Annotated in this window: 12 protein-coding genes; 6 read left to right on the top strand and 6 right to left on the bottom strand. The window is 62.8% G+C overall.

Annotated elements, in window-relative coordinates; all coding sequences use genetic code 11:
• Positions 1–239: 239 nt before the first annotated feature.
• Positions 240–1,049 (bottom strand): class I SAM-dependent methyltransferase, encoded by an 810-nt coding sequence (locus JOH52_RS21120; protein ID WP_028005510.1) that lies wholly within the window; start codon positions 1,047–1,049, stop codon positions 240–242.
• A gap of 105 nt (positions 1,050–1,154) precedes the next feature.
• Here JOH52_RS21120 and JOH52_RS21115 point away from each other — a divergent pair, with 105 nt between their 5' ends.
• From JOH52_RS21115 to JOH52_RS21105, 3 genes are all read left to right on the top strand, one after another.
• Positions 1,155–2,288, top strand: coding sequence for an ABC transporter substrate-binding protein (locus tag JOH52_RS21115; protein WP_107010563.1), 1,134 nt, complete (start codon positions 1,155–1,157; stop codon positions 2,286–2,288).
• A 129-nt stretch (positions 2,289–2,417) separates the two neighbouring features.
• On the top strand, positions 2,418–3,485 hold the full coding sequence (locus JOH52_RS21110) for a FecCD family ABC transporter permease (RefSeq protein ID WP_373865758.1): 1,068 nt from the start codon (positions 2,418–2,420) through the stop codon (positions 3,483–3,485).
• Positions 3,479–4,240: an ABC transporter ATP-binding protein gene (locus JOH52_RS21105; protein WP_088203792.1), complete on the top strand. Its 762-nt coding sequence runs from the start codon at positions 3,479–3,481 to the stop codon at positions 4,238–4,240. Before JOH52_RS21110 ends, JOH52_RS21105 begins: the two co-directional genes overlap by 7 nt.
• A 24-nt stretch (positions 4,241–4,264) precedes the next feature.
• On the opposite strand, the gene rfbC is transcribed toward JOH52_RS21105, so the two are convergent.
• On the bottom strand, positions 4,265–4,804 hold the full coding sequence (gene rfbC / locus JOH52_RS21100) for a dTDP-4-dehydrorhamnose 3,5-epimerase (RefSeq protein WP_028005514.1): 540 nt from the start codon (positions 4,802–4,804) through the stop codon (positions 4,265–4,267).
• A 178-nt stretch (positions 4,805–4,982) separates the two neighbouring features.
• On the opposite strand from rfbC, the gene JOH52_RS21095 reads away from it, so the two are divergent.
• The 3 genes from JOH52_RS21095 to JOH52_RS21085 are packed head-to-tail and all read left to right on the top strand — an operon-like array spanning position 4,983 to position 7,091.
• Positions 4,983–5,471 (top strand): acyltransferase, encoded by a 489-nt coding sequence (locus JOH52_RS21095; RefSeq protein ID WP_010976076.1) that lies wholly within the window; start codon positions 4,983–4,985, stop codon positions 5,469–5,471.
• Positions 5,471–6,313 (top strand): NAD-dependent epimerase/dehydratase family protein, encoded by an 843-nt coding sequence (locus JOH52_RS21090; protein ID WP_028005515.1) that lies wholly within the window; start codon positions 5,471–5,473, stop codon positions 6,311–6,313. The genes JOH52_RS21095 and JOH52_RS21090 overlap by 1 nt, the downstream gene beginning before the upstream one ends.
• A gap of 1 nt (position 6,314) precedes the next feature.
• On the top strand, positions 6,315–7,091 hold the full coding sequence (locus JOH52_RS21085) for a cephalosporin hydroxylase family protein (protein WP_088203793.1): 777 nt from the start codon (positions 6,315–6,317) through the stop codon (positions 7,089–7,091).
• A gap of 46 nt (positions 7,092–7,137) precedes the next feature.
• Here the strand turns inward: JOH52_RS21085 and JOH52_RS21080 are convergent, their stop codons facing one another.
• From JOH52_RS21080 to JOH52_RS21065, 4 genes are read right to left on the bottom strand one after another with little or no spacing between them, the layout of a single operon-like run.
• Positions 7,138–8,874 carry a CocE/NonD family hydrolase gene (locus tag JOH52_RS21080; RefSeq protein WP_107010558.1) on the bottom strand — a complete coding sequence of 579 codons (1,737 nt, stop codon included), beginning with the start codon at positions 8,872–8,874 and terminating at the stop codon, positions 7,138–7,140.
• 2 nt (positions 8,875–8,876) lie between these two features.
• Positions 8,877–9,872 carry an ABC transporter permease gene (locus tag JOH52_RS21075; RefSeq protein ID WP_028005518.1) on the bottom strand — a complete coding sequence of 332 codons (996 nt, stop codon included), beginning with the start codon at positions 9,870–9,872 and terminating at the stop codon, positions 8,877–8,879.
• On the bottom strand, positions 9,865–11,361 hold the full coding sequence (locus JOH52_RS21070; RefSeq protein WP_028005519.1) for a sugar ABC transporter ATP-binding protein: 1,497 nt from the start codon (positions 11,359–11,361) through the stop codon (positions 9,865–9,867). Before JOH52_RS21070 ends, JOH52_RS21075 begins: the two co-directional genes overlap by 8 nt.
• The gene (locus JOH52_RS21065) at positions 11,358–12,419 is read right to left on the bottom strand and encodes a sugar ABC transporter substrate-binding protein (protein WP_003526202.1); all 1,062 of its coding nucleotides are present in this window, start codon (positions 12,417–12,419) and stop codon (positions 11,358–11,360) included. The genes JOH52_RS21070 and JOH52_RS21065 overlap by 4 nt, the downstream gene beginning before the upstream one ends.
• Positions 12,420–12,437 lie beyond the last annotated feature (18 nt).

The raw sequence follows: 12,437 nt of genomic DNA, 5'->3' as shown, positions 1-12,437 counted from the left end.
TGGAGTCGGCACGAGCTGCTGAACCACGATGGCAGCGCAGCCTCCGGGAGAGATAGAGCGGGATGAGGAAAAATGTGCGCGGTTTTCCGCCCGCATGCCGCGTCTCAACTTCTTGGAATCGATCACGTTCATGCTTTCAGGTCGACTCGGCCGAAAAGCATGAACGTGATCCAGAGCACCGACACGTGGAAGCTCAAGAGTGCTTTAATGGCCCACGCAGCCCGTTCAGTAGGCCGGCATCAGGCCACCGGTTTGCTTGCGCGGATCGCAAAGCGGTGCTGGCTTCTTCGTGCGAGGCCCTTGAACAGATTCCAATTCTTCGCCTGCATCCGATGTATCTCTCCGAGATCGGTATCGACTGTTATATCGGCGAAGCCGGCGGCCCGCAGCAGGCCGACTACGGCCTCGGCGCGCGCCCCTTGCGAGAAGTGGACGCGGGCAAGAATGCTTCGATGCGTTTCCAGCATCTCCCGGGGCTGGGACGGCGCGTCGGGTCTGAGGAGCCCGACACGCTGCCCCCAGACGTTGAGCGACGAAAAGAACCGTTCGAGCCGGGTCGCATTGACGAAATCGCCATCGACGATCAGCACCCTGCCGCCAGGTTTCAGCACGCGAAGCCACTCCCTGAAGGCCGCGGCCGGATCGACGAGCGTCCATACCAGATGTCGGTTGACGACCACGTCATAATGGTCGTCCGGCTCCATGGTATTTTCCGCATCGCCCATGCGGAAGGAAATATCGCGTCCGCGGCTCTTCGCTTTTTGCCGTGCGCGTTCGAGCATCGGTTCGGACCAGTCCATGCCAGCCACCCGGAAGCCGACATCGTCGAGGAGGTGCGAGACCACCCCGGTCCCGCTTGCAAGGTCGAGTGCCGAGCGGCCGGCTCCTTCGCCGAGATGGCGCCGGATGAGCCGATGCCAGGCGGCGCGTTCCTCCTCGGAAAAAATCTCGTGGCCGGGAGAGAGATCGAAAGTGGCCGCACGTTCCGACCAATAGGCTTTGATTTCGTCGCGAAGATCATAGTTGGGCCGCGTTGCCACGTCGCTCATTTTCGGTCCCGGTCTCGTCTGTTTGGAAGCGTTCTAAAAGATATATGTTGACCGGTAAAGTCATGAAATATTAGAAGGCATCGAATTTCCATGGAGCAGGGAACGATGAAGTTTTTCAACAAGGTGGCCGCTGCCGCTGCGGGTTTCTGCCTATTCATTTCAAGCATTGCGCTTGCCGACACCGTCAAGGTCACGGACGTAACCGGTCGCGAGGTCGAGGTCAACGTGCCGGTCGAGCATGTGATCCTCGGAGAGGGGCGCCAGATCTACTTCGTCGGCGCTCTCGACAAGGACGAGCCGTTCAAGCGCGTCGTCGGCTGGCGCGACGATCTCGCCAAGGCCGACCCGGAAACCTACGCCGCCTATCTCGCGAAGTACCCCGACATTGCCAAGCTGCCGACCTTCGGCGGCATGAAGGACGGAACCTTCGACATCGAACAGGCGGTCGCGCTGAAGCCCGACGTCATGCTGATGAATATCGACGCCAAAACGGCGACGGAGGAGGCTGGTTATATCGAGAAGCTCGAGAAGGTCGGTATCCCGCTCGTCTATGTCGATTTCCGCGAAAAGCCGATGGAGAACACCGAGCCGAGCATGCGCCTCATCGGCAAGCTCTTCGGCAAGGAGGAAAAGGCCGAGGAATTCATCAAGTTCCGTGCCGACAGCATCGCCAAGGTGACCGATACCCTCGCCAAGGCCAACCCGAAGAAGCCGCTCGTTTTCATGGAGCGCGCCGGCGGTTATTCGGATGACTGCTGCATGTCCTTCGGTAACGAGAATTTCGGCAGGATGGTCGAGTTCGCGGGCGGCGTGAACATGGCGAAGGACATCATTCCCGGCACCTTCGGCACCGTCAATCCGGAGCAGGTCATCGCATCCAATCCCGATCAGATCATCATCACGGGCGGCAACTGGGAAGGTTATGTGCCCGGCGGGGCCTGGGTCGGCGTCGGCTATGGCGCGGACGAGAAGGAGGCGCAGCGTAAGCTCGAAGGTCTCACCGAGCGTCCGGCTTTCACGGGTGTGAAGGCAGTCAAGGGCGGCAACGTCCATGCCGTCTGGCATCAGTTCTACAACAACCCCTATCAGTTCGTGGCCATTCAGCAGATGGCAAAGTGGCTCCACCCGGACCTCTTCGGCGATCTCGATCCCGAGGCGACGTTCAAGGAACTGCACGAGCGTTTCCTGCCGCTGCCTTACAAGAGCGGCTACTTCGTCTCCCTGAATGCAAGCCGGTAAGGCTCCGGATCGGAGGGCGAAAGCCCTCCGATCTCCTGTTCGCGAGGTTCTAATGCGAATACCGAGGAAAGTCCTTCCGGTCGCCTGTCGGCCAGATCATTTCGTCTCGCTCATCGGCGGAGGCGAATGATGGCTGCTGTCGCCGAGGAAATCGCAGGCATCGAAGGGCGCGGACGATACCGCGCCCTCGTCTTTCGCCGGCTCGTCATGCTCTCGGGCCTCGTTGCCGCGCTGTTCGTCTCCGTTGCCGTCGACATGGCGCTCGGCCCTGCGAACTATCCGCTTTCCGACGTCCTGACGGCGCTGTTTCATGCCGAGACCGTGAGCGATCAACTCCGCGTCGTGATCTGGGATATACGCATGCCGATCGCCCTGATGGCGGTCACGGTCGGCGCCTTGCTGTCTCTGGCGGGTGCGCAAATGCAGACGATCCTGGCCAATCCGCTGGCGAGCCCGTTCACGCTCGGCATTTCGGCCGCCGCCGGCTTCGGCGCAGCGCTCGGGCTCGTCGCCGGCGTCGCCGTGTTCCCGGTCGCCGTTCAATATATGGTGCCGGTCAACGCCTTCCTGATGGCGATGGTGGCGGCGCTCTTCATCCATTTCGCCTCCACCATGCGCGGCGTCACCGTCGAGACGATCGTCCTTCTCGGTATCGCGCTCGTCTTCACCTTCAATGCGGCGCTGTCGCTGCTCGAATATCTCGCCTCCGAACAGGCGCTGGCGGCGGTCGTGTTCTGGACCATGGGGAGCCTCACCAAGGCAACCTGGCCGAAGGTCTGGGTCACCGGCGCGGTGCTGCTCGTTGCGGTGCCGGTCTTCGCAAGGCGCGCCTGGGCGCTGACCGCGCTGCGGCTCGGCGAGGATAAGGCGGCGAGCTTCGGCATCAATGTCCGCCGGCTCAGGCTCGAAACGATGATGACGGTCAGTCTGCTCGCGGCGATCCCGGTTTCCTTCGTCGGCACGATCGGTTTCGTCGGCCTGGTCGGGCCGCATATCGCCCGCATGCTCGTCGGCGAAGACCAGCGCTTCTTCCTGCCGGCCTCGGTGCTTTGCGGCGCACTGCTGCTCTCCGTCACCTCGGTCGTCAGCAAGATGCTCATCCCCGGTGCGGTGCTGCCGATCGGCATCATCACCGCGCTCGTCGGCGTCCCCTTCTTTTTCGTGCTGATCTTCACCAACAGGAAGCGCGCATGGTAAGCCTCGCTCTCAAGGATGTCGGTGCAACCTATGGCCGGCGCGTCGTTCTTTCCGACATCAATACCGGGACATTGAAAGGCGGGCATCTTACCGCCGTCATCGGCCCCAACGCGGCCGGGAAGTCGACGCTGTTCAAGCGGATCGCCGGCCTCGCCGCCGGCCCCGGCCTCGTACACCTATCCGACACGGCCAACGGTGCTGAGGCGATCTGCTACATGCCGCAGGACACCGGCGCCAATGCCGTCCTGACCGTCTACGAGTCGGTTCTGCTTTCTGCCAAGCAGGGATCGGGATGGAAGGTGAAGGACGGCGAACTGGCGGAGATCGATCGCGTGCTCGCGGCGCTCAAGATCAACGAACTCGCCTTCCGCGGGCTTGGCGAGCTATCCGGGGGACAGCGCCAGCTCGTCTCGATCGCACAGGCGCTCGTGCGCAAGCCGGAGGTTCTCCTGATGGACGAGCCGACCTCGGCGCTCGATCTCTTCCGCCAGATCGAGGTGCTCGGCTTCATGAAGCGCCTCGCCGCTCAATCCGGCATGGCGGTACTGATCGCCCTGCACGATCTCAATCATGCGCTGCGCTATTGCGAAGACACGATCGTGATCAGCGGCGGCTCCGTCGTCGCAAGCGGCCCGACGCACACGGTCGTCACGGCCGACATGCTGAAATCCGTCTACCGCGTCGAGGCGCGGGTCGAAGCCTGCTCCCGCGGCCGGCCGGTCATCATCGTCGACGATTCCATCACCTTCGGGTGAAGCGCCGCCGCTTCGGCTGCGGCCTCAAGCGGAGATGAAGGCGAAGGCGCGATCGCGCTCGGACATCTGCGCCACTTCGAGCGGCCAGGAAATGGCAAGCCGCGGGTCGAGCGGATTGAGCCCGCCTTCCGCGTCGGGCGCGTAGGGCTTGTCGTGCAGGTAGACGAGTTCGCAATTCTCGCTCAGCGTCTGGAATCCATGGGCAAACCCGCCGGGGATCATCATCGAGCGGGCATTCTCGGCACTCAGGATTTCACCGTGCCATTGCAGATAGGTGGGTGAATCCGGCCTGATGTCGACGGCGACGTCGAAAACAGCGCCGGCCAGGCACGAGACGAACTTCGCCTCGTCATGGGGCGGCCGCTGGAAGTGCATGCCACGGATCGTGCCCTTCGTTCGCGTCAGGGTGTGGTTGATCTGCGAGATCGTTCCGTCAGCTCCGAAATCGCGCAATTCGTCCCGGCAGAAGAAGCGTGAGAAAAAGCCGCGTTCGTCACCCATCTGCTTGCGCTCGATGACAGTCAGGCCCGCGAGTGGCGTGGAGAGACGGCTGAACCGCGACATGAGGCCCCCGAGAGAACATTTCAACCGGTGCTTCTTGCACGATCCGGCGTTGACGCGGCAAGCGCTAACTGGAAAAGAGAACTGAGACAGCCCTCTACAGCGACCTTTGCGCGTCTCATCAGACGCGCAAAGGTCGCTAGTGCCGGCGAAATCCGGGAGTTCGAATGTCGGAGTCATCATGATCGAGGTGCATCCCTCGGCTAAGATCAGCCCGCTCTGCGATATCGAGGATTCCGTGCGCGGCACACGGATCGTCGTCGGAGAAGCATCGGTCATCGACAGCTTCGTCAAGGTCAAACCGGTGGGCGGCACCGGCGATCTCACGATCGGCCGCTTCTGTTATGTCAACAGCGGCTGCGTCTTCTACACCGGCAACGGGATAAGCATAGCCGACAATGTCTTGATCGCGGCCAATTGTACCTTCGCTCCGGTCAATCACGCCTATGGCGACCGGGATCGCCTGATCCGGGAACAGGGCTTCCTGCCGAGCCGCGGCGGCATCCTCGTCGAGGAGGATGTCTGGATCGGGGCGAATTCGGTCATCCTGGACGGCGCCCTGTTGCGCAAGGGCTGTGTCATCGCCGCCGGGTCCATCGTGCGCGGCGAGGTCGAAGCCTACACCGTCTGCGGCGGCAATCCGCTGAGGCGCCTGGGGGTGCGATCGTGATGTTCACGGTATTCGGCGGCTCCGGTTTCATCGGGCGCAATCTCGTCCGCCGATTGCGCAACCGGGGTGCCGAGGTGCGTGTTCCTTCCCGCGCCGCTATGCCTGCGGCCGGCGAGGACCTCGGCCATGTCATCTTTGCCATCGGCCTTACGGCCGATTTCCGCACCCGGCCGTTCGACACCATCGAAGCGCATGTCTCGCTCGCAGCGAAGCTCCTGCGGGAGAATGGGTTTTCGTCCTTTCTCTATCTCTCGTCCACTCGAGTCTATGCCGGCAGCGAAGATACGCGCGAGGAAGCCCGGCTGTCGGCCTCGCCGCTCGATCCTTCGGATCTCTACAATCTCTCCAAGTTGACGGGCGAAGCGATCTGCCTCGCCTCCGGCCGCGAGAAGGTGCGGGTCGCCCGCTTGTCGAACGTCGTCGGGCCCGGCGAGGCGAAGTCGGACACGTTCCTGGGCGCGCTGTGCCGGGAGGCAGGCAGCGGCCGTATCCAGCTCCAAACCGCGCTCGATTCGAGCAAGGATTATATCTGGATCGACGATGCCGTGGACCTCCTCTTGCGGATCGCGCAGGAGGGCCGCCATTCCGTCTACAACGTCGCAAGCGGGCGTCAGACGAGCCACGCCGAGTGGTGCGCAGCCATCCAATCCCGGACGAAATGCTCCGTAGCTGTGGACGAAGGTGCGCCGACGATTTCATTCGCACCGATCTCTGTCGACAGGTCGAAGGACGAGTTCGCTTTTGCTGCAGCACCTGTGCTAGAGCGCATCGCAGAAATCCTGGGCGAGGGAGAGCCGGATACCGGTTCCCACCCGCGGCCCTCCACAAGAAGCAGGATCTGACATGGACCCCATCGAACAATTCCGCACCGAGCGGGCGGCCGCGATCGACGGCTATGGCCGTGACGGCGATTTCAAGGCGCTTTCGAACCGGTGGCGCGAGGCTTCTATGGCGAAGCGCTACGTCTATAATTTCGATTGGATGGGGCGCCCGATCATCCAATATCCGCAGGATATCGTGGCGATGCAGGAGTTGATCTGGGCGACACGGCCCGATCTGGTGATCGAGACGGGGATCGCGCATGGCGGCTCGCTGATCATGAGCGCCTCGCTGCTCGCGATGCTCGACATGTGCGACGCGATCGAGGCGGGCGTTTCATTCGACCCCAGCCGGTCCAAGCGCAAGGTCATCGGCATCGACATCGACATCCGCCCCCACAACCGCGCGGCGATCGAGAGCCATCCGTTGGCGAGCCGCATCCAGATGTTTGAGGGATCTTCCATCGATCCGGACATCGTCACGCAGGTGCGCGAGGCGTCGGCCGGCTACAGCCGCGTCATGGTATGCCTCGATTCCATGCATACCCATGCGCATGTGCTCGCCGAACTCGAAGCCTATGCGCCGTTGGTGACGGCCGGCTGCTATTGCGTGGTCTTCGACACTCTGGTCGAAGACATGCCCGCGGGTTTCTTCGACGACCGCCCCTGGGACGTGGGCGACAATCCGAAGACCGCGGTGCATGAGTATCTGAAGTCGCATCCTGAGTTCGAGATCGACCGGTCGGTTCAGAACAAGTTGATGGTGACCGTTGCGCCGGATGGCTTCCTGAAGAGGCTTTGATCGGTCCGCTTCCCGTTTGAGGGAGATCGCCGCGACTGCAAGTATCTTACCTTCCCAGTGCCGACAGCGTTTCCGCCTGCGCATAGCTCGTGGTCACCACTGGCAGGATGAGTCGGCTTGGGAAAGCCTCTCCCGAGAAGATGCGCTGTTCTGCTCTGATGAAATCGGAGGCTCTCGCCAAGGTCGGCGGGATGCCGGACTGCGGATTGCGGTCGAAGCGTGGAAAGTTCGACGAGGCGATCTGCAGCCGGAGCCTGCATCCCTTGCGGAACAGGCGGCTGATGTGACCGAGGCGCACGGCGACTTCTTGTGGTTCGCCTCCTGCTTGTCTCGAACGGGACCAGCGCAGGATGCCGTCCACAATGCCGGAGCTTCCGCCATCCGCGCCGACTTCGCAGAGCCGTGCCGTCCAGTCACAGCTTGCGGCTGAGGACGATACCCAGAGCCGTGCTCTGACTAGTCCCGTAACCTCCAGATCTTCACCCAGCGGTTGGCCGGTGAAAATCACGACATCGTCGCGCGCTTCGATCGCGGCCTGGTCCACCGGGCCGGAGTTGCGGCCGAGCAAAAGGCCGGGCAGAAAAGTGGCGCCACCGGCAGTGGGAACCGGCTTCAACGGGTCGGAGATGAAGGAAGCACTCGCCTGTTCGGCAGGCGTGGAGCCGAGCGAAAACCGGCTGCAATCGAGAATGAGCGACACCTTAATGCTGTCCGGAAGGGGCCAGTCGGGCGCGGCGTGCCAGGTGTTGGATCCGGAGCGGAAGTAGCGGACCACGGGGGATGCCGGTTCCCGGTCCTCGAAAGCGCTGTCGAAGAACCTTAGGGTTTCCTCCGGGAGATCGACGGTGGACGCAGCGTAACCCAGCCACTCGCGGCCCTGCCAGTCGGTCGGGTTGCCGTGCGACCAGGGACCGATGATAAGGCGGTCTGGCATGTACTCGCCTCGGGACCAGCGCGATCTCGCCTTCTCGAAGAGCTCGATCGACCCTTCCACGAAGATGTCGTTCCAGCCGCCGACCACGAGCAGCGCCGCCCGACTTTTCTCAACCCATTCGAGACGGTCGCGGTTGCGCTCGCCGGCGATCGCTTTCGAATCGAGCCAGTCCGCGAGGTATGGTGCAAGCTCGATGATCGCGTCATCGAGGACCGGAAGACGCTCGAAGGCGGCGTGAGGGCTCTCCCGCAACGTCTGCAACAAAGCCCGGGCACGCTCGCGCATGTCTGCCGGCAAGAAAGCGGTACGATGCTGCAGATGATCGGGACCAAGGGATTCGATCACCCAAAGTAGTATGAAGGCGAGTTCCACCGCTCCGCCGCGATACATCCAGGTTTCGCCGTGGCGGGCTGTAGTCAGCTGCGGCGCTATCGCCTTCAGACCTTCCGGGTTTTCCGCAAGAGCGAGGATCTGCGTCGCACCGACATAGGAGGCGCCGAACATCGCAACCGAGCCGTTGCAGAACGGCTGCATACGAAGCCAGCCGATGGTATCCGCCCCATCGCTCGCCTCGGTCTGGAAGGGGGTGAAATCGCCTTCCGAGCCGTAACGCCCTCGCGTATCCTGCACGACGACGGCATAGCCCCGTCCTAGAGCCGTCTGGAACTCCAATGTTGAAATGTACTGGGAGCCGAACGGCGTCTCCCGACGATACGGCGTTCGCTGCAGCAGAACGGGGCACGGCTCTTCCGTCGCGGGTAGCCAGATATCCGTCTTCAGCCTCACGCCATCGCGCATCGGGACATCTATATTGTCGAGCAGGCGGATCGTCGATTGCGTGTGCATCATGTTCACCGTCGGCCGACGAGCCGCTGCCGGAGCTGATCGAAAGACACGGCCAGGATCAAAAGTAAGCCCGTGGCGGCCTGCTGCCAGGACGAGTTGACGTTCATCAGCGTCAAGCCGTTGTTGAGAACGCCGACAATCAACAATCCGATCACGGTACCGAGCATGGTGCCGGTCCCGCCCTTCAGCGAGGTACCTCCCAGAATGACTGCCGTGACGACGGCAAGCTCCAATCCGAGACCCGTGGTTCCGGATGTCGAGCCGAGCTGCGAGGCGCTGATGAGACCGCCGAGCCCGATGAAGGCGCCGGAGAGGAGAAAGCCCGCGAATACCACGCCCTTGGTCCTGATGCCGACGAGGCGGGCAGCGTTTTCATTCGCGCCGATCGCATAGATCGAGCGGCCGAAGACGGAGCGTTTGAGCACGATGCCGACCATGATAGCAACGAGCAGGAAGACGAGCGCCGAGAGCGGAATGTTCAGGAAGGGACGCCAGATAGCCCAGTCGAAATTGGCGATCGGGATATTCCTGCCGCCGCCGATGGACTGCGTGAGGCCGCGAAAGATGGCCAGCGTCCCGAGCGTTGTGATGAGCGCGTTGACACCGATCCTCGTCACCAGAAAGCCGTTGATCAGGCCGATTCCGACGCCGACGAGCATCGCAAGCACGCTGGCCGGCAGAACCCCCAGGCTGTCGATGGTCAAGGCCAGCAAGAGGGCGACGAAGGCGACGCCGCTACCGACCGACAGATCGAATTGGCCCGCAATCAGAAGCATTGTGCCTCCCGCGGCAAGAACGCCGGTGATCGAAAGCGCGGTGAAGACATTGACCCAGTTTCCCCAGGTCAGGAAGTAGGGTGAGCTCAGCGAGAAGAAGATGATCTCCGCAACAAGGAATGCGAGCAGGGCGGCCGATTCCGGCGCCCTGCGGATTGCCGCCCTGTTCCGGTTGCGCTCCAGATCGGCCATGGGGAGGGTCTCGGATTGAAGACTGTCAGGCATGGACACCGCCTCCTGCGGCTTCAGTCAGGGCTTCAGTCGAAATGCGCTCGTACGGGATCTCAGCGACCATCCGTCCGCGCACCATGACCAGCGCGCGGCTGGCAACGGCCGTGATGTCCTCGTAATCCGAGGTGGCGACGACGATGGCGTGGCCCTTGGCAGCCAGTCCGGCGAGCACGCGGTAAATTTCCTGGCGGGCGCCGACGTCGACGCCGCGTGTCGGTTCGCTCAGCACGAGGATTTTCGAACCGGCTTCAAGCCACCGGCCTAGCAGAACCTTCTGCTGGTTGCCGCCGGACAGTTCCGTGATCAGTTGTTCGCCGGAACCGGCGGCCTTGATGTGCAACGTGCGATGCCAGCGGCAATAGGCCTGGCGCAGCTTGCGGCGGTTCACGAAGCCGCGCCTGGCCAAGCGGCCCCAGCTGGGAGCTGAAAGATTTTCCGCAAGCGTCATCGTTCGAAGCAGGCCGTCGGCCGCGCGATCCGCCGATAGATGGCCTATGCCAGCCGCAATCGCGTCCGCCGGGTGCCGGAAGTGCCTCGGCGAGCCTTCCACATACAGTGTTCCTTCGTCGAATGCGCGCGCGCCGACCAGCGAACTCGACAATTCCTGAACGCCCGAGCCGACCTTACCGTAGACGCCCAGGATCTCGCCCGGGCGCAACGCAAAGGAAACGTCTAAGAAGGAAGCAGACCCCAGGCCGGTTGCTTTCAGCACCGGAGGAGCGTCGGTCGATGGCGGTACGGCATGTCGCGCATAAGCGACCGCGCGGCCCACCATCGCCTCTATGACCTGGTCCTGAGTGACGTCGCCCGCCGCGCTATCAAGGGAAACGCGGCCGTCGCGCAGGACACACACCCGGTCGGCAAGCGCGAACACTTCATCGAGCCGGTGGGTGATGTAGAGAATGGCGACGCCGCGTCCCGCAAGACGCCGAATCAACTGGAAGAGTTTGCGTGCCTCCGCGTCCGAGAGGGCCGCGGTCGCCTCGTCGAAAATAATGCATTTCGAGGCGCCTATCGTGGAGCGGGCGATCTCGATGATCTGCCGTTCGCCCAACCGCAGAGAGGCGACCTTCGCCTCCAGTGGAAGTTCGGTGCCAAGCATTTCCAGCGCCTGTCGTGCCAGTTCGCGCATGGACCGGTAATCGACGAGCCCGGCCCGCGTCGGCCATGCACCGAGCAGAATGTTCTCCGCCACCGAGAGCGTCCGCGCATCGGCGATCTCCTGGGCGATCAAACGGATTCCCGCCGCGCGCGCATCTCCCACACCGCGAAAGGAGGCAACGGCGCCGTCCACAGAGATCGTGCCGCCGTCGGGCATGTGGTCTCCGGCCAGGATCCGCACGAATGTGGACTTGCCGGCCCCGTTCTCCCCCAGAAGGGCGGTAATCGTTCCTGCCGGCAGATCGAGGTCCACGCCATGGAGAACCTCGATCTGGCCGAACGATTTCCTGATGCCGCGTACGGCGAGGAAATCCGCCGTCATTTGCAGGCAAACTCCGGATAGACCTTGGAGATGTTCTCCGGCGTGATCAGTTCATGCGGAACGAGAATCTGCTGGTTGATCGTCTCGCCCTTGATGGCCTTCACCAGATTGGGAACGATCAGCTCGGCATACCGCTCCGGGAAATAGGCGGCAGTCGCGATGAAATGCGACGCAGTCCAGATCTGGCAATTGTCGGGGTCAAAGTTCTGGACGCCGAGATACAGGTCCTGGTTGCGACCCTGGGTGCGCGCCGCCGCAAGGGCGGCTATGACGACGTCCTCGTTGATGCCGACCGTGATGACCTTGGTGGCGCCGGGAAGAGCCGTCAACGTGTCAGTGAACTGGCGCTGCGCTGCATCGGCCTGCCCGCCGGCACCGGTGTCGATGATGCGAAGGTTCTGTACCGGCCCGCACACCGCTTCGAATGCCTTGCGGATGCCGCCCATGCGCTGGTCGTTGACGACGCCGACGGCCGTCGATTCCAGCGAGACGAAGGCGTCGTACTCGCAGTTGAAGTTTTTGGCGAAGTGCATACCCAGCTCGTGGCCCACGATCTCGCCGGCATAGGAATTGGCGGCACCGACGAAGGCCGTTTCGCAAGGTTTCTGTTCGATGTCGATGGCGATGACCGGCACCTGCGGGCCCTCGGCGCAGATGTTGGCAGCAGCGGCGGCGTCCGCCTGAAAGGTGACGAGGCCGTCGACATTCTGGGTCTTGAACTGGCGGGCGCAGTTGAGTGCCGTCGCTGCGTCGAGCTTGGAGTCGCAGGTGACCAGCTTGAAGCCGGCCGTTTCAGCAGCCTTCTCCATGCCGGCCTGAAGTGCATCGGGGAAGGGGACGCCGAGAATGAGCTGGGTGAATCCGATTGTCAGGCCTTCGGCGCTGCCGGGCTCGATCGCCTGAAACTTGGCGATCTCGGGAGGAAAGGTCGGGGCTGGTGCGTCCAGATTGATCTCCGCCGCGGTCGCCATCGGGCTTGCCAGCCCCATGGTGGCGGCAAAGAACAGGCCGATCAGCCGCCGCGCTCGGATGAAGTTCGTTGATTTTTCTGCAGGCATTTCAGGTCCTCCTCACCT

It is taken from the genome of Sinorhizobium meliloti (genome assembly GCF_017876815.1).
In the GTDB taxonomy this organism is placed as follows: Bacteria; Pseudomonadota; Alphaproteobacteria; order Rhizobiales; family Rhizobiaceae; genus Sinorhizobium; species Sinorhizobium meliloti.
The sequence above is the reverse complement of the archived record's forward strand: the minus strand, read 5'-3'. Positions and strand labels throughout refer to the sequence as shown.